This window comes from Paenibacillus sp. sgz302164, from assembly GCF_056120505.1.
In genome coordinates this window covers 213,600-234,728 of sequence record NZ_JBVYOL010000005.1, presented here as the reverse complement: position 1 = coordinate 234,728, position 21,129 = coordinate 213,600, and the positions used below count along the sequence as shown (strand labels likewise).

Annotated in this window: 11 protein-coding genes; all 11 read left to right on the top strand. The window is 58.8% G+C overall.

Going from position 1 to position 21,129, the window contains the following annotated elements:
* Window positions 1-37: 37 nt before the first annotated feature.
* The 11 genes from AC0LWT_RS10690 (at window position 38) to AC0LWT_RS10640 (ending at window position 21,124) form a co-directional block, all read left to right on the top strand.
* Complete coding sequence (locus AC0LWT_RS10690; RefSeq protein WP_474681224.1) at window positions 38-3,145, top strand: cyclic peptide export ABC transporter; 3,108 nt, start codon at window positions 38-40, stop codon at window positions 3,143-3,145.
* Window positions 3,145-3,846, top strand: a complete 702-nt coding sequence (locus AC0LWT_RS10685) for a thioesterase II family protein (RefSeq protein ID WP_474681223.1) — start codon at window positions 3,145-3,147, stop codon at window positions 3,844-3,846. The genes AC0LWT_RS10690 and AC0LWT_RS10685 overlap by 1 nt, the downstream gene beginning before the upstream one ends.
* Complete coding sequence (locus tag AC0LWT_RS10680; protein ID WP_474681222.1) at window positions 3,846-5,129, top strand: ACP S-malonyltransferase; 1,284 nt, start codon at window positions 3,846-3,848, stop codon at window positions 5,127-5,129. The genes AC0LWT_RS10685 and AC0LWT_RS10680 overlap by 1 nt, the downstream gene beginning before the upstream one ends.
* 3 nt (window positions 5,130-5,132) lie before the next feature.
* On the top strand, window positions 5,133-6,299 hold the full coding sequence (locus AC0LWT_RS10675; protein ID WP_474681221.1) for a pyridoxal phosphate-dependent aminotransferase: 1,167 nt from the start codon (window positions 5,133-5,135) through the stop codon (window positions 6,297-6,299).
* Between the two features lie 12 nt (window positions 6,300-6,311).
* Entirely contained in the window at window positions 6,312-6,710 is a 399-nt protein-coding gene (locus AC0LWT_RS10670; RefSeq protein ID WP_474681220.1) for a VOC family protein, read from the top strand.
* Window positions 6,711-6,722: 12 nt separating this feature from the next.
* Entirely contained in the window at window positions 6,723-10,511 is a 3,789-nt protein-coding gene (locus AC0LWT_RS10665) for a non-ribosomal peptide synthetase (RefSeq protein ID WP_474681219.1), read from the top strand.
* Between the two features lie 155 nt (window positions 10,512-10,666).
* Complete coding sequence (locus AC0LWT_RS10660; protein ID WP_474681218.1) at window positions 10,667-11,116, top strand: 3-hydroxyacyl-CoA dehydrogenase family protein; 450 nt, start codon at window positions 10,667-10,669, stop codon at window positions 11,114-11,116.
* An 11-nt stretch (window positions 11,117-11,127) separates the two neighbouring features.
* Window positions 11,128-11,379: an acyl carrier protein gene (locus tag AC0LWT_RS10655; protein ID WP_474681217.1), complete on the top strand. Its 252-nt coding sequence runs from the start codon at window positions 11,128-11,130 to the stop codon at window positions 11,377-11,379.
* A 4-nt stretch (window positions 11,380-11,383) separates the two neighbouring features.
* Window positions 11,384-12,421: an HAD-IIIC family phosphatase gene (locus AC0LWT_RS10650; RefSeq protein ID WP_474681216.1), complete on the top strand. Its 1,038-nt coding sequence runs from the start codon at window positions 11,384-11,386 to the stop codon at window positions 12,419-12,421.
* A complete protein-coding gene (locus AC0LWT_RS10645; RefSeq protein WP_474681215.1) occupies window positions 12,418-13,713 on the top strand; it encodes an ACP S-malonyltransferase in 1,296 nt (431 codons plus the stop codon). Before AC0LWT_RS10650 ends, AC0LWT_RS10645 begins: the two co-directional genes overlap by 4 nt.
* The gene (locus AC0LWT_RS10640) at window positions 13,673-21,124 is read left to right on the top strand and encodes an amino acid adenylation domain-containing protein (RefSeq protein WP_474681214.1); all 7,452 of its coding nucleotides are present in this window, start codon (window positions 13,673-13,675) and stop codon (window positions 21,122-21,124) included. The genes AC0LWT_RS10645 and AC0LWT_RS10640 overlap by 41 nt, the downstream gene beginning before the upstream one ends.
* The last annotated feature ends 5 nt before the right edge of the window (window positions 21,125-21,129 follow it).

Here is a 21,129-nt window from a genome sequence, read left to right as displayed (position 1 = left end):
ATATACGCCTAGCGTGCGTTCTGAGGAAGGAGGGTTTATGACGAAAAAAAGAATGTCGTTCACACGGGCACTATTGTTGTTTTGTCTGTGTTTGACCGGCTTGTGGATCGCGCTCGGGCCGGCGGCTGCCGCAGACCGGGCGTTCCCTGCGGATACGATCGGGACGTGGATCGACGGCAAGTGGAAAGAAAGCGGCATTCCGGGCATGTCGGTCATCGTCGTCGATAGCGGCGGAATCGTCTACAACCGCAATCTCGGCTACGCCGATGCGGAGCGGCGGCAGGCTGTCGGCGCGGATACGCTGTTCGAGCTGGGGTCGCTGTCGAAAGCTTTTACGGGGCTTGCGGTTTTGCAGCTTGAACAAGCGGGGAAGCTCAAGCTGAGCGATCCGGTCAGCCGTTATTTGCCCTGGTTTAAAGTGAATTTCGAAAACGGCAGCCCGGAAATTACGATCGGCCAACTGCTCTACCAGACAAGCGGAGTTCCGTTCAAATCGATCGGCTTTCTTCCGCAGGACGATGGAAGCGGCATGCTGGAAAAAACGGTCCGGACGCTGATCGGAACAGAGCTTTCCGAGACGCCGGGCAAACAGTTTTTATACGCCACGATTAACTACGATGTGCTTGGGCTTATCGTGGAAAAGGTCGCCGGCGAGCCGTTCGACTCGTATTTGCAAAACCGTGTGATCGGTCCGCTGGAGCTGAAGCATACGTTCGCCGGGTACGGCAACGTGACCGGGGCCAAGCCTTCGCAGGGCTTTAAAGTAGGCTATTTGTCCTCCAGGCCGTATGATGCGCCGCCGTTCAGCGGCAATACGCCGGCAGCTTATGTGATTTCGAACGCCAGGGACATGGCGCGTTGGATGATGCTGCAGATGGGCACGGCGGCAGGAGGCTCGTTCGACCGCTCCCTGATCGACCGCTCACACATCCCCGACCGGACCGTCCCGCCCAATGGCGACGGTTCGTCGTACGGGGCCGGCTGGGCGATTTATCAGAAGGGCGGAGGCGAATGGAGCCACGGTGGGACGAATCCGACGTTTTCTTCCTACATCGTGCTAAGGCCCGAAGAAAAGATTGGCGTAGCCGTTCTGGCGAACATGAACTCCGATTTGACGAGCAAGATCGGCCAAGGCGTTATGGACCTCATGCTCGGCCAAAAGCCGGAGAAAAACCCGGTCGACTATTATACGCAAATCGACCGGGTCGCGATGTGCATGCTCGTTTTTGCCTTTCTGGCGGGCGCGGGGCTTTTGTACTCGTACGGACAGACGGGCATGGAGATCGTCAAAGGCAAGCGTTCGTTTGCCGGAATCGGCAGGGAAACGCTCGTTGCGGCGCTTTTGTCCGCGTTCTCGCTTGCGGTTTGCTTGACAGGCCTCTATTTTTTGCCCAATTTGTTGTTCTGGGAGCTGCCGTGGAGCTTTGTCGAAGTGTGGGCGTCCCCTGCGGTTTTGCTTGCGGTTCGGCTCTTCGCTGTCCTTATGATCCTGTATGCCTGTTATGTTATGGTATGCCGCTTATACCCGCTGCCCCGGGAAAAGCCGGTGCTGACCATCGTCATGATGAGTTTGCTGAGCGGTTTCGGCAACGCTTTTATCGTGTTCATGATCAATCAGTCGTTTCAGCAGGGCGAGAAGTTTCCGACGACGCTGTTCATGTATTTTGTGATGGGAATTTTATTTTACGTATATGCCCAAAAAATCGTCCGCACCCAAATGGTGCGTTTTGCCAATCAGATGCTGTATGAGAAAAGAATGGAAATTGTCGACCGCATGCTGGCCAGCCGTTATGCCAATCTGGAGCGGATGGACGCGGGCAAAGTCAACGCAGCGCTCATCAGCGATACGGAGACGATATCCAATTCGATCAATATGGCCATTTCCGGGATTACCAGCGTGATTACGCTGCTGTTTTGCTTTATTTATCTCGGTTTTCTCAACGTGTACGGCTTGCTTATTTCCACGGCCATCATTTTGGCGGCGGGCACGATCTTTTATACCGTTTCGGCGAGAGTCAATCGTTTATGGGAAATTACCCGGGATATTCAAAACGTTTTTTTCAAATTTGCGGACGATTTGATCAAAGGGTTCAAAGAGCTCTCGCTCCATTCGCGAAAACGGAACGAATTTCAGCAGGATATGGAGGGCAACAGCAGGCTCTATAAAGACAAGCGTTCGCAGGGCGACTTGATGTTCGCGGACGTGTACGTGATCGGCGAGCTGATGTTTACCGTCGTCATCGGGGTCGTTGCCTTTTTGTTTCCGCAAATATTTAAACAGATGGGAAGCGCCAATCTTCGCAACTACGTATTCGTGTTTCTGTACATGACCGGCCCGATCAACGGCGTTCTGAACGCCATCCCGCAAATGATCGGCATCCGCATCAGTTGGAAACGCGTGAACGCTTTGCTGGACGAACTGAGCGTGCAAGCGGGGCATAAAAAACGCATTCCTGCGGGGGATAAAGCGGAAATTGCCGATACTGCGACCGAATTGTCGCTCGAGCGCGTCGTCTATCATTACCCCGGCGGAGGAAGCGCCGCTTTCAAGCTCGGGCCCGTCGATTATACGTTTCGCGCGGGCGAGATCGTATTTATTACGGGAGGCAACGGCAGCGGGAAGTCGACGCTGTCGAAAGTGATCACAGGACTCAGCTCTCCTGATGAGGGTGCGGTTCAGGTGAACGGCAGACCTGCCGAAGCAAGCGAGCTTGGCGAGTTGTTCTCCGCCGTGTTCAGCGATTTTCACTTATTCGAGCGGATATACGGCCTGAATGTGGCCGGCAGGGAACAAGAGATCGACGAATATTTGCACCTGCTTCAGCTGAAAGACAAGGTTGAAATTCGAAACGGCCTTTTCAGCACGACGAAATTGTCGTCAGGCCAGCGGAAGCGACTCGCGCTCCTGCTGTGCTACTTGGACGACAGGCCGTTCTACTTGTTTGACGAATGGGCGGCCGATCAAGATCCTGAGTACAGGGACTATTTTTACACCCATTTGCTCAAAAGGATGAAGCAGCAGGGAAAGGGGGTGATCGCCATCACTCACGACGACCGGTATTTCCATTTGGCGGACAAAGTGCTCAAGCTGGAGTTCGGTCAAGTTACGCATGCGGAACAATACGCGCTCCAAAGGAGGTCGTAATGAATTTATTTTGCTTGCCTTATGCCGGCGCAACGGCGTCGATTTACAAGAAGTGGGAGCAAGAGCTGGGCGGAGCGATCCGCATTCAGCCGCTTGAGCTCCCCGGCCGGGGACGAAAGTTCGGCCAGTCGCTCTTAAGCTCGATGGAGCGGTTGATTCAGCACGCCTTCGAGGATATCCGGGAGCGCATCGGCCAGGCCGATTATGCCTTGTTCGGCCACAGCCTCGGGGCGGCCATGGCTTTTCGCCTTGCCGAGAAGCTGGAGCAATCGGATTTGCCGAATCCTCATCATATATTCGTTTCGGGGGTTTTGCCCCCGCACGAGCCCAAGCCTTACCGCATCGACCCCCATCTGGCTGATCCGCAGCTGATCGAGCAATTGAGGCTGTTGGGGGGACTTCCCGAGGAAGTCGGGAACAGGCCGGATTTAATGAAAATTATGCTGCCGATCATCCGCGCGGATCTGCATGCGCACAATGACGATCCGCCCAGGCAGCTACCGGGCCGTCACGTTCAGTGCGGAATGACCGTGCTTTACGGCAAGGAAGATCCGTTAACTTCCGGAGATATGAGGGGCTGGACAGCGTATACGGCCGGCGAATGCCGGTTCGAGGCTTTTGACGGCGGCCACTTCTTCATTCACGATTTGCAAAGCCAGGTCACGTCGCTGCTCGTCTCGACGCTGCAAGAGCTTGACTAATGAAAGGGGAGATGATGATGATCCGGACAAGCATCCTGTTTCCCGGACAAGGAGCGCAGTACGTCGGGATGGGGGCTTATTTGACGAAGCGGTATTCCTTTGCGAAGTCCATTTATGCGGAGGCGAGCGATGCGGCCGGTTTCGACCTGCTCCGCTTAAGCGAAGAGGGGCCGGACGACCGGTTGACCTTAACGGCCAACGCCCAGCCTGCCATACTTGCCGCCGGTTATGCGGCGTTTGCGGCGCTGCAGCAGGAGACGGGCCTGGAACCGGCGTTTTTGGCCGGCCACAGTCTTGGGGAAATTACGGCGCTGGCCTGTGCAAAGGCGATTCCGTTCTATGCGGCGGTGAAGCTCGTCCGCCGCCGTGGGCAGCTGATGCAGCAATCGGCGGCTCCGGGTTCCGGGGCGATGATTTCGGTGATCGGCCCCGACGCGGAGACGGTGGAACGGGCGTGCGCCGAAGCGAGCGGCCCGGGCTGCATCGCGGTTGTGTCCAATTACAACTCCGCTGAGCAGACGGTCATTTCCGGTCACTGGGAAGCGGTTGAGCGCTGCGCCGAGCGCCTTGGCGGGAGCGGGGCGAGGATCGTGAAGCTGAACGTGAGCGCGCCTTTTCACAGTCCGCTGATGGAGGACGCCGCTGCCGGATTCAGGGAAGAGCTGGAGCGGATCGTGTACCGGCCGCTGAAATATCAGGTCGTATCCACCGTAACCGCTGCGCCTTACGAGGATGAATCCGTCATCGCCGGGCTGCTCGAACGGCAGTTGACAGCCCCCGTCAAATGGGTGCAGGCGATGCGGTATATGATCGAGCAAGGGACCGCTTTATGCATCGATACGGGCCCATCGGCCGTCGCCCTCAATCTGTTGAGGCAGGCGGCCCCTGCCATGAAGCTGTTCGCCTACGATAAGGAGCAGGACAGACAGCGTCTGCATCTCATGTTCCGCCATACGCGGACGGAAGCGCCTTCACCCCGGTCCTTCGTTTCCCGCTGTTTGGCTATCGCGGTATGCACGCCGAATTCGAACTGGAACACGGCCGAATACGAGGCGGGCGTGTCCAAGCCTTACAAAGAAGTGCATCAACTGCAGCTCGCTCTCGATGAAGAGGACAGGCTTCCAAGCGAGGAAGAAATGGCGAGGGCGCTGGATATGCTGCACTCCGTGTTTCAGACGAAAAAAACGCCGATGGACGAGCGCCGCATGCGCTTCGAGCAGCTGATGAGAGAGACGGGAACGGAAAGTTTTTTTCTTTCAAGAGAAAACCTTAAGGAGGGCTAAACCATGCTGCAGGTGAAAGACAATATCCGCTACCACGACGAGCGCTTTCTGATGTTCGTTCTGGACCAGATGGCTTACGACTATGAGAAAGAGGGCAAAGAAGTGATACGGATGACGCTCGGCAAATCCGAGCTTCCCGTCCGGGACGCAATTACCGATTCCATGGTCGGGGCCATGCGCAATTTTTCCAAAAGCACGCTCGTATTCCCGGGAGGATTGCCCGAGCTGAAGGAGGAGCTGTCCCTTCATTACGCGCAGCGCTACCAACTGCAAATTCCGCCGAAAAACTTCGTGATCGGCGTCGGCACGAGCTCGCTGTTCCGCAACCTGTTCCAGGTGCTGCTCAAGGAAGGGGACGAAGTGCTGCTTCCTCATCCGTATTACTCGCTGTATCATTTCAGCGCCCTGCTGGCCGGAGCGACCGTCAAATATTACAACATCGACCTGTCGACCATGGCGCTGGACGTGGACTCTTTTAAACAAAATTTTTCCGCCCGCACGAAGGTCGTCGTCATCAATTCGCCGGGCAACCCGCTCGGCAACATTTTGACCCGTGAGGAATTGTACCAAATCGATGCGATCGTAGGCGGGCAGGCGGTCGTCATTAACGACGAGATTTACGCCAACATTTGTTTCGACGAGCCGGGGGAGTCGGTCATGCAGCTCGAAAATACGGCTTCGACCTTCATTACGACGAACGCGTTTTCCAAAGGGTACCGCATGTACAGCAGACGCGTCGGCTACTGCATCGTTCCCGACGAGCTGGTAACGCCGCTGACCGTCATTCAGCACCATACGCTGCTGACGCTCGACCCCGTCGTCCAATTCGGAGCGATCGAGGCGCTTCGCCACCAAGAGGACGTAAAGGAGCTGGAGGCGCTTTACAAAGACAGGCGCGACTATACGCTGGAGCGGTTCAAGGACGTGCCGCTTGTCAAAGCGCTTTATTCCAAAGGCGGATTTTACATCGTGCTGGAATGCGCGGAATTTATGAAAGTTCACGGCATCGGGACGAGTCTGGAATTGGCGGAAAAAATTATGGAGCATTGCTGCGTCGCAACCGTTCCGGGTTCCGATTTCGGCCTGCCGGGGGCGCTGCGCCTTTCGTTTTCGAGCAAGCAGTATCATACCGGCATCGACCGGCTTGTGTCGTTTTTTCAAATGATCTAGAAAGCAGGGTGGATGCATATCGGAAAGGTTCATCATGTCGGATGGGTCGTGAGCGATATCGAAGCTGCCATCCTGTCGGTTAAGGCGCTTTTCGGCAGCGGCTGCGTCGTGCGCGAGGTTGTGGAGGACTCTGCCAGACAAGTGCTGGTTTGTTTTGTAGAGGGGGATTACACGATCGAGCTGATACAGCCGGCCGGCAAAGGCTCTCCGGTGTACGATTTGCTGCGCCGGGCGGGTGCGACGGTTTACCACGTCTGCATACATGTCGAAAGCATCGATGCGGAACTGGAGCGGTTAAGCGGTCTGGGCGCGCTCGTCGTATCGGGCAAAAGTCCCGCCCCCGCTATCCAAAACCGGAATGTGGTTTTTATTTACGAAAAGCATCTTGGACTAATCGAATTGCTGGAGTAAGGGGGAAGCCAGATGGCAAATGCTGTGCCGATAGCCAGGGAGCAGGTCGAGGATATTCTGATGCTGACTCCGATGCAGGAAAGTATGCTTTTCCATTATTTGCAAAGCGAAGAGGCGCTTGTTTATTGCGAGCAGGCGGGTCTGGAAATGGAAGGCGGGCTGGACATTCCGGCTTTCTACGGAGCGTGGAAAAAGCTGGCGGAAGCCAACGAGATGCTGCGCACCGTCATTCGGTGGAACGACCGCCACAAGGCCGTACAAATTATTAAACGCGAGCATGACATTCCGATTGACGAGACCGATTTAAGCGGCGTGCCGGAAGAGGATATGCCGGCGAGGCTGACGGCTCTCCGCGAAGCGAGGCTGAACGACCGGATCGACGTGAGCGCGGCTCCGATCCGTATTTTGCTGTGCAAACGGGCTGCGGACAAATACGAGCTGCTCCTCGATTATCATCACATGCTCATCGACGGGTGGAGTCTTGGCGTTATTTTGCAGGAATTTCTTGCGGGCTATCATGCGCTTAAAAGCGGCCGACCGCTTGTGATGCAGCGGAAAACGCCGTACAAAAGCTACATCAAATGGCTGCACGAACAGGATAAATCCGCCCAGGAATCGTATTGGCGGGCGTATTTGGCAGGCATGCGGCAGCGTTCGGTAATTCCGCCGGATCGGCCCAAGCTCGCGGATGCGCCGTCCGCCGCTTCCGTAGCCTGCGCGTTCGGCGAGCCGATGACGGCCCGGATGCGCCGGTTTTGCTCGGAGCGGCAGCTGTCGATGGCGAGCCTGCTTTACGGAGCTTGGGGGGCGCTGCTCCAAAAGTACAACAATACGAGTGACGTCTGCTTCGGCGTGACCGTATCCGGCCGTCCTCCCGAAATTGCGGGAATCGAGCACATGGTCGGCCTATTTATCCAAACGCTGCCGCTTCGTCTTGCGTCCGCTCCGAATGATACTGCAGTCGATTATTTGCGCAAAGCCGCAGCCGATTTATCCGGCAAAGAGGCGCATGCTTCCATCCCTCTGCTGGATTTGGCGGCCTACAGCGAGATGGGCGGCGGCACCCTGCTGTTCGATTCGGTGATCGTCATCAAAAATTACCCGCTGGGGCGGGGAAGTCTTGCCGAGACGGACGGGCTGCGCGTAAGCAAAACGTACGTGCACGAAGAAACGAATTTCGATTTGACGCTGCAGGTGTCTTTGCAAGAAAGCATTCATATTGATTTTCACTACAACGCGCAGCTTTATGACGCGGAGACAATCGAACTGCTCGCGCTTCGCTACCGGCGAATGATCGACGGATTCATGGAGCGGGCCGATCTGCCGATGGCCGGCATGGAGCTCGTCACGGCTGAGGAAAAAGCGGAGATCGGCAAGCTGTTTCACGATACGGCGGCCGATTGTCCGGAACAGACGATTCCGCAGCTGATATGGCGCCATTCGCTCCAAACGCCTGAGCGGGCCGCCGTCAGGTATGAAGATCGGCTGCTGACCTATGGGCAGCTGCGGGAACAGGCGCTGCGCATCGCCGCCATGCTAAGAGCGAGCGGCATGCGGGAGCAGGAGCGGATCGCCCTGTACGTTCCCAGGTCGCCGGAGATGATCGCGGGCGTCCTCGGCATCCTGGAAGCGGGCTGCATCTGCGTGCCGCTCGACCGGAACCATCCGGCCGAACGGACGCTTGCGATTCTGGAGGACAGCCGCTCGGCCGCCATGCTTGTGCTGGACGAAGCGGATGCCGCCGCCGGCTTCGACGGCACCGTGCTGCCGATCGCTCCCGGCAGGCCGGCTGCCTCCGCTAGCGCGGAGCAAGCGGAGGCGGCGACGCCAGACGCCTCGTCTCCGCAGAGCGTCGCGTATATGATCTACACGTCCGGCTCAACGGGTAAGCCGAAGGGCGCGATGCTGCATCACCGCGGAATTGTCAACCACGCCTATGCCAAAATTCACGAATTGGGCATCGGTGCAAGCGACAAGGTCGGCAGCAATTTCAGCGTAAATGTAGTTGCCTCGATCTGGCAAATATTGTCTCCGCTGTTTGCGGGTGCGGAGCTTGTCGTCTATTCGGAGGAGGTGGAGCGCGATCCGCTGGAGCAGTTCGCACGGATCGAGGAGGACGGCGTAACCGTCATCGAGCTGATACCGTCCGTTCTGAACGCCTACGTCCGCCTGCTTGAACAGGGACAGCCGGTGCTGCCTTTGACCCGGCTAAAAGCAATCGCGCTCACTTCGGAAGAGACGAAGCCCGTGCTCGTGAATCGGTTTTACAGCTATTACCGGATTCAGCTCGTAAACGCCTACGGGCAAACCGAATGCTGCGACGATACGCTCCATTACCGCATTCCGTTCGCAACGGATACGGAGCGGGTGTTGATCGGCAGGCCGGTGATGAATATGCGGCCATACATTTTGGACCATCACGGCATGCTCCAGCCGCTCGGCATGATCGGCGAATTGTGCGTCGCGGGAGCGGGCGTTTCCTACGGCTATTGGAATCGGCCGGACATGAACCGGGACAAGTTTATCGAGCACCCGCTGGAGCCCGGCGTTACGATGTACCGGACAGGGGATCTGGCCTCATGGCGGCAGGACGGGTCGATCCGCTATTTGGGGCGGGTCGATCACCAGGTCAAAATAAGAGGAAACCGGATTGAGCTGAATGAAGTCGAAAACGGCATGGCGCGATTGCCGGAAATCCGCGAGGTTGCGGTCATCGTCCGTGCCAATGCAAGAGGCGAGGATGCGTTATGGGCGTTTTTTACGGCTGCTTCCGCGCTGACGGTCGTCGTCATTCGCGAGTTTTTAAGGAAAAAGCTGCCGTCGTATATGATTCCCGAACAATTCGTGCAGTTGGATCAAATGCCGCTGATGCCTAACGGCAAAATCAACCGCCATGCGCTTCGCGAGACGGAAGCCGGCGCGCTGCCCGCCGGAAATGCCGCCGCCGTGCCGGAAGGGGAGCTGGAAGAGCGGATTATGAGCATATGGGAAGATGTGCTGCACCGGGACAAGCTGGGCGTCATGGACAGCTTTTTCGATGCAGGCGGCAATTCGCTGCTCATTTTGCAGCTTGCCGCGCAGCTGAACGATGCGTTCGGCGTCAAGCTGGCGGTGACGGATCTGTTCGCCAACGCCACGATCCGCAAGCAGGCGTCGTTCATTCGCGGCATGGCGCACAATGAAAAGATGGTGCAGGTTCCGCTTCGCTCGATCGTCATACCGCAATGGGACGAGGAAGCGGCGGCTTCGGCGGAGCTGTCCGTTTTCGAAGCCTCGATGCCGGCCGGGGTATGGCCTTTGCTGCACAAAGCCGGTTCGCAGCGGGAATTTCAGGCGAGCGACATCGCTGTCGCCGCTTTGGCTTTGCTGCTGAACAAGCTTTCCGGGCAGGATGAGATCGCCTTGTATGAGCTGCACCCGGATCAAGCCAGGATCAAGCCGCTTTATTTCGATTTTCGCGCGATGGAGGGAGTGCCCGCCCTGCTGGCCGCTTACGCCGATCAAAAGGCGGGAAACGGCGGCCGCTGGCTGGCGCCGGAATCGTTCCTGCTCCAGGCCCAGACGCCGAAGTCGTCGCTGCGCCCGCTTGTCGTTATTTGCGAAGAAGGCGGGCAAGCCTTCGCCGATTCCTCCTTGCCGGCGATGTTTAATTTGCTGGTCGAATGGCGGGAGACCGGTCCGGAGGCGGCGGCCGTAACGTGGCGGTTATCCGGCGGCGGGCGCTTTAGCAAGGAGCAGGTGAAGCAGTGGGTTAGCGCACATATGAAATTAACCGTATATACGGCTGAAAATCGGGTTTAGTCCATAGAATCCAAAGAATCAAAGGTGGGAGATCAAGAAACCCGTTTACGAAGCGATGGATCGGATTTGTCCGGAATCTTGCATTTTTGCGGTCAACACCTCCGTCATTCCGATTACAAAGGCAAGGCGGGCTCGGCAACAAGGCGGCGGATCGCGTGATCGGCATTCATTTTATGAACCCGGTTGCACGGAAGCCGACCGTCGAAGTCATTCGCGGCTACCATACGAGCGAGCAAACGATCCGCATAACGGACGAGCTTCTGGCAAGCATGGGGAAATCGTACGTGCTGGTGCAGGATGCGCCCGGTTTCGTATCCAACCGGATTTTGATGCTGACGATCAATGAGGCGGTGTATGTGCTGCAGGAGCAAATATCGTCCGTGGAGGATATCGGCAGATTGTTCCGGGAATGTTTCGGCCATGCGATGGGGCCGCTGGAAACGGCGGATTTGATCGGGCTCGATACGATTTATTATTCCATCGATAATTTGTACCGCGAATTCAAGGACGGCAAATACCGCCCGTGCCCGCTGCTGAAAAAGATGGTCGACGCCGGCTTGTACGGGATGAAAAGCGGAAAAGGCTTTTACGAATATGACAATTAGGGGCGATTATCGTGGACGAAATCCAGAGCAAAGTCAAGGCGTTTCTCGGCAAATACATTCGCAAGCAGTATCGGGATGACGATCATTTGTTCGAGCTCGGTCTGGTGAACTCCTTGTTCGCTATGCAATTGGTCAACTTTTTGGAGAAGACGTTCGAATTGTCGGTAGAGAACGAAGATTTGGAGATTCAAAACTTTCAGTCGGTTCAGGCTATTTGCCGATTCGTCGAACGAAAAACGGCCCCTGGGCGAAAGACGGGGTAGACTTATGGAAAAACCGGTAAAATGCGTAGTTTGGGATTTGGATGAAACGGTATGGACGGGCGTGCTGCTTGAGGATGAGACCGTGCGTTTGCGGCCGGGCATCGTTGCCGTATTCGAGGAGCTGGACCGGCGCGGCATATTACTGTCCGTAGCCAGCAAAAACGACGGCGAACACGCGCTTGAGACGCTCCGCAGCTTCGCTATCGACCACTTTTTTCTATATCCGCAAATTCATTGGAACGCCAAATCGTCGTCGATTCAAACGATCGCCCGCGAATTGAATATCGGGACGGATGCCATCGCGTTTGTGGATGACCAGCCGTTCGAGCGCGACGAGGTGGCTTCCGTGCTGCCGGAAGTGCTGTGCATCGACGCCGGAGACATCGTTTCCCTGCTGGACATGCCGAGGATGATGCCGAAATTCATCACGGAGGATTCCAGAAACCGCAGGCTGATGATGAAGGCGGACGAGCGGCGCAAAACGGCCGAAATGGCGTTCGCAGGGCCGCAGGAAGAGTTTTTGGCGTCGCTCGGCATGCGTCTGTCGGTCCATCCGGCGGCTGAGGAAGATTTGCAGCGGGCGGAGGAATTGACCGTCCGGACGCATCAGCTCAATTCCACCGGCATTACGTTTTCTTACGAAGAGCTTGCCTCGTTCATTCATTCGCATACACATCTGCTGCTGGTCGCCGAATTGACGGATACATACGGAACGTACGGCAAAATCGGGCTGGCGCTCGTAGAGCGCGGCGCGGACAGCTGGACGCTCAAGCTGCTGCTGATGTCATGCAGAGTGATGTCCAGAGGAGTAGGCGGCGTGCTGCTGCAGCTCATCGTGCGCATGGCCAGGGAACGGGGCGTAAAGCTGCTGGCGGAGTTCAAACCTACGGACAGAAACCGGATGATGTACATGACATTCAAGTTCGCCGGATTTAAAGAAGCGGGCGGAGACAGCGGCCTTCTGCTGCTTGAATACGCTTCGGACGCTGTGCCGCCGCTGCCGTCTTATGTGCAGGTGGAAGAAGCGGGGGTGCGGCAATGACCAGGCTTGCGATGTTTTTCCCGGGCCAGGGCTCGCAGCATACGGGAATGGGGCAGACGCTGTATGACACATCGGCGGCGGCGCGCCTCTGCTTTGAAGAAGCTGAAGACACGCTCGGCATGGATATTAAAAAGCTGTGCTTTTCCGGCACGTTCCGCGATCTGTCCCGCGTCGATCTGATGCAGATTGCGCTGCTGACGGTGTGCAAGGCGGCTTTTTCGGTGTATATGGAAGAAATTGGAATTTTACCGGACTTTGCAGCCGGTCACAGCCTGGGAGAATACAGCGCTTTGGCATGCTCGGGCGCGCTCGGCTTTGCGGATGCGCTGCGGATCGTGGAGCTCAGAGGCAGGCTGACGTTGGAATTGGCCGAGCGGGATATCGGCTGCATGATGGTCGTGCAGGACGCGGACGAAGAAGAGCTGATCCGGCTGTGCGGTGAATGCTCGGCGGGCGATGATATCGTCGCCCCCGCGTGCTTCAACTCCCCGCGGCAGACGGTGGTGGCCGGCACGCATCAGGCGCTGGCAAGGCTGGAAGCCGCCTTGTGGCAGCCGCATATCGTCACGACGCCGCTGTATAACAGCGCGCCGTTTCATACGCCGTTAATGAACGAAGCGGCGCAGCGGCTCGCCGAGGCGGTGGCGGCCTGCGCCGTCCAGCCGCTTCGCTTTCCCGTCTTGTCGGGCGTCACGGCGGCTCCGTACCGCGATGCCGGCGAGCTTGCCGCCAGTCTCGGCGGGCAGCTTGTCCGTCCCGTGCAATGGCGGAAAATACTTGATTATGCGGAAAGCCGGCGGGTGGATGCGGCTATCGAAATGGGGCCCAAATCGGTGCTGAGCATGCTGGTCAAAGAGAATGGGAAGCCGTTTGCCGCCGTATCGTACAGCGTGGCCGGGGATGCTGAACAGCTCCCTTGGCTTGCGCCGGCACATTCAGGCTTGCCCGCGACAGGTTCGCAGTACCATTTTATCGAGCTGTGTTTGGGCATCGCGGTCAGCGTCAAAAATTTGAACCCGGACAGCCGGGAGTATGAGCTGGGCGCGGCTCAGCCTTACGAGCAGTTGGAACGGCTGGCTGACGAGGCGGATGCGGCGGGGCTGCCGCCGACCGTTCCGCAGATGAGAGAGGCGCTCCGGCTGCTCATGCTGATTATGGACACCAAGCGCGTTCCGCCGGAGGAACGCAAAGACTATTACGGGAAGCTGCTGCGCGATACGGGAACAGCATCCGTCTTTCAGGAGGAAATCGATGTTGAGCCAAAGCTTGTTCGAACTGCTGGATCAAGTTGAAATCGAGACCGAAGTGGAGGAAGTTACAGCCAAGGAAATGGCGATTGTCGGCATGGCGCTGAACTTTCCGCAAGCCGGCAATGTGCGGCAATTTTGGAGCAACCTCCGGGTCGGGCTGGACTGCGTGACCGGGGTTCCCGGCCGCAGGAAGCGCGACGCGGAAGTTTATTTGCAGCGGTGTCTCCGTCAGGACGCGCTTGACGCACAGTTTGACGAGCTCGGCTATCTGGATGAAATCGATACGTTCGATTACGAGTTTTTCGGGCTGTCGCCGAAGGAAGCGAGCCTGATGGACCCTGCGCACAGGCTTTTCCTGCAATGCGCGTGGCAGGCTGCGGAAGACGCGGGTTATGGCGACGGACGGCTGTCCGGGACGGATACCGGCGTGTTTTTGGGCTATTCGGCCAGCGAGCTGTACGATTACAAACGGCTGATCGGCGAGCTGGAGCCCGATTCGGCGGCGCTCGCGGCCGCGGGCAATATCATTTCCATGATGGCCAGCCGCGTCGCCTATGCGATGGATTTGCACGGCCCGAGCATGATGATCGATACGGCCTGCTCCTCTTCTCTGGTCGCGCTTCACGAGGCATGCAAAGCGGTTCGGGCCGGCGACTGCAGCGCGGCGATTGTCGGCGGCATTCGGCTGAACCTTGTGCCGGTGCGCCGCCAGCATAAGCTCGGCATCGAATCGGCGGACAGCCGCACGCGCACCTTTGACGACAAGGCCGACGGTTCGACGCTCAGCGAAGGCGTGGCGGCGGTCGTCATCAAGCCGCTGCCGCAGGCGCTCAAGGACGGAGATGCCGTCTATGCGGTCATCAAAGGCTCGGCGATCAATCAGGACGGCCGCTCGAACGGCATTACGGCGCCGAATCCCGATGCGCAGGCCGCCGTTATCGAAAAGGCCTGGAAAGCGGCAGGCGTGCACCCCGAGACGATTTCCTACATCGAAATGCACGGGACGGGGACGAAGCTGGGCGATCCGATCGAAATGGAAGGGCTGATGAAGGCGTTCGTCAAATATACGGACAAGAAGCAGTTTTGCGCCATCGGTTCGGTCAAATCGAATCTCGGCCACCTGGACAGCGCGGCGGGCTTGGCCGGGCTGATCAAAGCCGTGCTGTCCCTGAAGCACGAGGAACTGCCGGCCAGCTTGTACTTTAACAGGCCGAACCGGAAAATCCGCCTTCACCGTTCGCCGTTCCATATGAACGCCAGGCTGAACAGGTGGCCAAGAGGGAGCGAGCCGCGCCGCTGCGGCGTCAGCGCGTTCGGCATCAGCGGCACGAACTGCCACGTCGTGCTGGAGGAAGCGCCTGAAGCGCCGGCTCTTCCTGCGTCGCGGGAATCGTCCGCGCCGCGCATTTTTGCGGTGTCGGCCAAATCGCGGCACTCGCTGGTGAAGCTGGCGGAGCAGTACATCGAATGGCTGCGCGAGGAGCCTGCGGCGGCTTTTGACGATGTGTGCCATGGCGCATGTACGGGGCGGGGCCATTACAAATACCGGCTGGCTGTGATCGCCGACGGTTCGGACCTGCTTGCGGAGCGGCTGCGGATCGCCGCCGATCTGCTGCTGGACGGCGATGGCGATGCCGCGCTCCCCGGGCAGGGCATTTATGCGGGCGTCGTCACCGCCTCGGAGCGGGACGCCGAGAGGGCGACAGCCGAGGCGGGCCTGCTTGCGGACGCCCTGCCGCCATCGGAAGCGGAGCTGCGGCAAATTGCCGCTTTGTATACGGCGGGAGCGGACGTGCAGTGGCGCAAGCTTTATAAAGGAGAGCGGCGCGTCAGGACGCGGCTGCCGGTTTATCCGTTTTTGCGCAATCGCTGCTGGCTGGAGATGAGCGGTAATCAGCTGTATCGTTCGTTTTTTTCTTCAGAAGCGCAGCTGTTCGTTCCGGAATGGCGGCAGGCCGACAACGATCAGCCCGCCACCGCGCCGAACGGAGCCTTGGTCGTGTTTATGGATTCCGGCGGCATTGCCGAACAGTATGCCGAGCGGCACAACGCGCACCGCAGCAAATGGGTCGAGGTGACACTTGGACATGCGTTCGCGCAAACCGGTGAGCGACGCTTTACCGTCGGGCGGACGCTTGGCGATTACGAACGCCTAGTTGACCGGTTTCGTCCGCTCGGCGTCGCAGGCGTCGTCCATTTTGCCGCGTTGGACGATCTTGCGGAGGGGCCGCGTGGCAGCGGAGATAAGCTCGCTGACGGTTTGTTCAGCTTGTTCCTGCTCGTCTCGGCGCTGCGCGGCGGCGGTTGGAAAAGCCCGCTCCGAATGACGCTCGTCGCCCCGCAGGCTTACGGGGTGTCGGCCGAGCAAGCGGCCCGGCAAGCGGTCGTCCGTCCGGAATTTGCCGCCTTTTTCGGCTATGGGAAAGTCGTCTCCTACGAGCTTCCCGGGTCAACATGCCGCTGCATCGACTGGGACGGCAGCTCCGCCGCACACCTGCTGTTCGACGAGCTGGACAAGCCGTCGGACGACTATGTGAGCGCGCTGCGCGGCGGCCGCCGTTATGTCGAGCGGATCGCCTTGCTGGACTCGGCGGGGCAGCCGGCGGCTGATGCGGTTCCGATCCGTTCCGGAGCCACGTATGTCATTACCGGAGGCGTCGGCATCGTCGGTTTGCAGCTTGCCAAGGAGCTTGCCGCAAGCTGCTCCGTGCGCATCGTTTTGCTGAACCGGTCGCCGTTTCCGGCGAAGGCTTCGTGGGAGCGGGTGCGGTATGAGTACGAAATGGACCGCAAACATGAAACGCTCTACAAGCGGATGCGGCTTATGGAGCAGATCGAAGCCGGAGGATCGGAGGTCGTCTGCATGCAGGCGGACATTGCCGACGAGCGCTCGCTAAGCGCTGCGCTGGCGGACATCCGCGAGCGGTTCGGCCCGATCCGGGGCGTCATTCATGCGGCGGGCATCGTGCGCAGCTACGACGAGGTGCAATCGCCCCTGACGATGGAGACGCTGTGTGAGGATTTGTCGCCGAAAGTAGCCGGAACCCGCCTGCTGGACAAGCTGACGGACCGGGACCCGCTTGATTTTTTTGTTCTTTGCTCCTCGGTGATGACGCTGACGGGCGGAAACAACGTCGGCGGCTATGTGGCCGCGAACGCCTTTCTGGACGCGTTCACGGACGAGCGGAACGCGCGGGGCAAGCGGACGGTCGCCGTCAACTGGTCGACGTGGGAGGAGACGTTTTTTACAAGTGTGCTCGGAGCCGGAAAACCCGAATATGCGCGCCTGTACGGGCAGTACACACTTTTCAAGGTGATGTCGGGCGAGCATGCAGGCCACTATTTCGCACAGGCGTTGGCCGCGGGCTTGCCGAGGCTGATCGCGGGCCAGTTCAATCGCGATGCCGACATCGTCCGCATGCTCGATACGCTAGCGTTCAAGTTTGCGGACGAGACGCGGGATGAGCTGCTGCGCGAACGGATTCCTATGGCGGCCGACGAGTGGCGGGAGGAGGTCGCACAGTTACAGCAGGGCGGCCTGCCTGATGTCGAGCTGAAAGGCCGGCCTGACGGCGCCTATTCTGCCGCCGAACGAGGTGCGGCCGCGGTGTGGAGCCGCGTGCTCGGTTACCGGACGCTCGGTGTCGCTGACAACTTTTACGAGCTTGGCGGCGACTCGATCTCCATGATGAAGCTGATTGCGGGCATTGACAGGCAGTTCGGCGCGGAGATGAAGCCGACGGTGTTCATGGAGCTGCTGACGATTGAGCGGATGGCGTCATGGCTCGACGAACAGAACTTTGGGGACAGCCGGACGGCTCCGGTGTATCCGGCGGCGCTGCCCGATCCGGACAAGCTCGCCGAGCCGTTTGAGATGACGGAAGTGCAGCGCGCTTACTACATGGGCCGCAGCGACTATTTCGAGATGGGCGGCGTTTCGACCCATGCCTACTCGGAGCTGGAAACGACGCTCGATCCGGCAAAATTGAACGACAGCCTGAACAAGGCCGTGCGGCGTCATCCCATGCTGCGCTGCGTCATTTTGCCGAGCGGCAAGCAAAAAGTGCTGGACCGCGTCCCGGACTACCGGATTGAGACGGAGGATATCCGGGCGCTGGACGACGCGCGGCAGCAGGAACGCATCGGAATGGAGCGCCGCAGAATGTCGCACGACGTATTCCGGCCCGAACGCTGGCCGCTGTTCGAAATCAAGGCGTTCCGCATCCGCGATGACGCGCACTATTTGTGCATCGGCTTCGACGTGCTGATCGCGGACGGCCTCAGCATGCAAATCATCGAGAATGACATCATGCAGGCGTATTTGCATCCGCACATCGAGCTTCCGCCGCTGGCGTTCACATTCCGCGATTATATGCAAGCCTACGAAGCGTTTCGGCGCTCCGATACGTATGCAGCAAGCAAAACATACTGGCTGGGCAAGCTGGACAGCTTCCCGGAGCCGCCTTCCGTGCCGCTCGTCCGGGAACCGGGGACCGTAGCGAAACCGACGTTCCGGCGGCTCGGCGCGATGCTGGGGGCGGCGGAGTGGCAGCGTTTCAAAAACATGTCCGCCCGGCACAGCGTGACGCCGTCCGCCGTCTTTTGCGCGATATACGCCGATGTGCTGTCCTATTGGTCCAATCAGCCCAGACTGGCTATCAACCTGACCGTATTCAACCGTTATCCGTTCCACCCTGATATCCCGAACATGGTCGGAGATTTTACGTCACTCATGCTTCTCGGTTTGGATCTGGGCACCGGCCTCGCGTTCTGGGACAAGGTGAAGCATGTTCACCGCACCATTCTGGAAGCGCTTGAACACCGCCACTTCGACGGTACCGAGATGATTCGGGAGCTGGCCAAAATCCGCCAAAAACCGAAAGCGGCGATGATGCCGTTCGTGTTCACGAGCCTTCTGTCCCAGGATTTTCATGCCGGAGGCTCGGGCGGCGACGTTCCCGGAGACGTGAAAATGAGAGTAAGCCAAACCTCTCAGGTGTATTTGGACTTTCAGCTGACCGAGCGCGGCGGCGTTGTCGAGTTGAGCTGGGACTATGCAGCGGAATTGTTCGATGAGGACATGATGTCCGGCATGTTCGAAACGTTCATGCACCGGGTGGAGCGGCTTGCCGCAAATGAAGGAGCAGCCGGCGGCATCCGGCTCCCGCAGGCGGAAGCCGAGCTGTACGCCCGCTTTAACGAAACGGCGAGGCCGCTGCCGCAGGCCGTCACGCTGGACGGCTTGTTCGCGCAGCGGGCCGCACGGCAGCCGGACAAGATTGCCGTCATCTCCGGCGAACAGGAGCTGACTTACGGGCAGCTGAGCAAACTTGCGCGGCAGTTTGCCATATATTTGCGCTCGTGCGGCATATCGCGCGGCGACTTTGTCGGCGTGTTGGGACGCCGCGACAGCAGCACGATTGCGCTCATCCTGGGAGCGCTGATGGTTGGGGCCGCGTATGTGCCCGTGGAGCCGGAATATCCGGAGGAGCGGCGGAATTATATCGTCGGCCACAGCGGGTGCCGCAGCCTGATCGACGCCGCGGCGGTTATCGGCAAGGTGCGGGAGTTGGATCTGGAGCCGGAGCTTCCCGGACAGCCCCTTTTTGCCGCGGAAAGCCGCCCTGACGATACGGCCTACGTCATTTACACGTCCGGCAGCACGGGGACGCCGAAAGGCGTCGTGATTACGCACCGGGCAGCGGCCAATACGATACTGGATATTAACGAACGGTTCGCTATCGGAGAAAACGACCGCATACCGGCCATCTCCTCTTTTTGCTTCGATTTGTCGGTATACGACTGGTTCGGGGCGCTGGCGGCCGGAGCGGCCGTCATCGTCATCGACAACCAGCGGGATATGCCCGCCCTGCTGCGCACCGCCGCTCAGGCCGGCGCCACCGTCTGGAATTCGGTTCCGGCTTTGCTGAATGCGATGCTGGATCATCTGTCTTCGGACAGGAGCCCGCTTTCGCAGCTGAGAGTCATCATGCTTAGCGGAGACTGGATACCTTTGCCGCTTGCCGGATCGGTCAGGGGAATATTTCCTACTGCATCGCTGTACAGCTTGGGCGGCGCGACGGAGGCGGCGATCTGGTCAATTTACTACCCGGTTGCGGACGTGCCCGGCGAATGGAAATCGATTCCTTACGGCGTTCCGCTCGGCAATCAGCGCTGGTATGTGCTGGATGAGGAGCGAAGGATATGTCCGGTCGGCACTACGGGAGAGCTTTACATCGGGGGAGTGGGCCTCGCTTCCGGGTATTTGCATGACGAGGACAAGACGAAGCAATCGTTCATTGTTCATCACGAGTTCGGCCCGCTGTACCGCACGGGCGATTTCGGCGCGATGCGGAGAGAGGGCTATATCGAATTTCTCGGCCGGCGCGACCATCAGGTCAAAATTCGCGGTTATCGGGTGGAGCTCGGCGAGATCGAAAACCTCCTGCTGAAGCATCCAGGCGTCAAAGATGCGGTCGTCATCGACAAAAAGGACGCAGCAGGCCAGACGTACCTGGCGGCCTACATCGTTCGCGGCGGGGCTCTGCCGGAAGCGGACCGGGAATCGCTGTACGAGCACCTTAGCGCCCATTTGCCCGGCTATATGATTCCGGCCCGCTGTACGTTTCTTGATAGCATTCCGCTATCCGCGAACGGAAAGGTCGACCGCAAGCTGCTCCCGGAGCCGGAGCTTGCCCTGCTCGCGGACAAAGCGCCCGTCGAGCCGTCGACGGAGCTGGAGAAGCAAATATTCCGCATCTGGACAGAGGTGCTGGGTATGGATCGCTTCGGCATCAAGCAGTACTTTTTCGACATCGGCGGCGACTCGATCTCGCTCATGAGCGTTCACGGTAAAATCGAGAATATGTATCCGAACAAAGTGAGCATCGCCGATTTATTCGCGTATCCGACGGTGGAGACGTTGGCCGGAGAGCTGGCGCGGCGCTTAAACCCCGATGAATACAAGACCGTGTCGGTGCTGCTTCCCGCCGATACCCGCCGCTCCCTTGACGTGTTGGCCCGGCGCTGCGGGGTAAACGCTTACGGCATCTATCTGGTCGCGTTCGTTTTTATGATCGCGGACTTGAACGGTGAGCAAAGCGTAAAGCTCGTCGCGACGGACGAAGCGGGCATCAAGACCGCCCACCGTATTTCGCTGGCGGATATCGAGAGCGTGGAGCAGGGGGTGGAGGCGCTGACCGCCCGGTATATAACGGACTCCGTCCGCGTCGTTTCGCAAGCGGGCCCGGACTCGGGCGCGCTGATGTTCGCCAGGGAGGAGGCCGCCGTGAAGGGCGAATTCGCCGCAGCGCTGTGCATGTCGAAAGCGGAAGGTGTGCAAGCGCTGTACAAGGCGTCCGCAGATGCAAGGTCCGCAGAAGCAAGCGAAGCCGCGAAGGCGCTCTCGGACCGCTTCCGGAAGCTGCTGCACATTTTGGCGGAACAACTTTAAAAGGA

What these genes read in the sequence shown, in the direction of transcription:
- AC0LWT_RS10675 (WP_474681221.1), top strand. Translation starts at nt 5,133, where the DNA reads ATGCTGCAGGTGAAAGACAATATCCGCTACCACGACGAGCGCTTTCTG.
- AC0LWT_RS10670 (WP_474681220.1), top strand. Translation starts at nt 6,312, where the DNA reads ATGCATATCGGAAAGGTTCATCATGTCGGATGGGTCGTGAGCGATATC.
- AC0LWT_RS10650 (WP_474681216.1), top strand. Translation starts at nt 11,384, where the DNA reads ATGGAAAAACCGGTAAAATGCGTAGTTTGGGATTTGGATGAAACGGTA.
- AC0LWT_RS10640 (WP_474681214.1), top strand. Translation starts at nt 13,673, where the DNA reads ATGTTGAGCCAAAGCTTGTTCGAACTGCTGGATCAAGTTGAAATCGAG.
- AC0LWT_RS10645 (WP_474681215.1), top strand. Translation starts at nt 12,418, where the DNA reads ATGACCAGGCTTGCGATGTTTTTCCCGGGCCAGGGCTCGCAGCATACG.
- AC0LWT_RS10690 (WP_474681224.1), top strand. Translation starts at nt 38, where the DNA reads ATGACGAAAAAAAGAATGTCGTTCACACGGGCACTATTGTTGTTTTGT.
- AC0LWT_RS10665 (WP_474681219.1), top strand. Translation starts at nt 6,723, where the DNA reads ATGGCAAATGCTGTGCCGATAGCCAGGGAGCAGGTCGAGGATATTCTG.
- AC0LWT_RS10680 (WP_474681222.1), top strand. Translation starts at nt 3,846, where the DNA reads ATGAAAGGGGAGATGATGATGATCCGGACAAGCATCCTGTTTCCCGGA.
- AC0LWT_RS10685 (WP_474681223.1), top strand. Translation starts at nt 3,145, where the DNA reads ATGAATTTATTTTGCTTGCCTTATGCCGGCGCAACGGCGTCGATTTAC.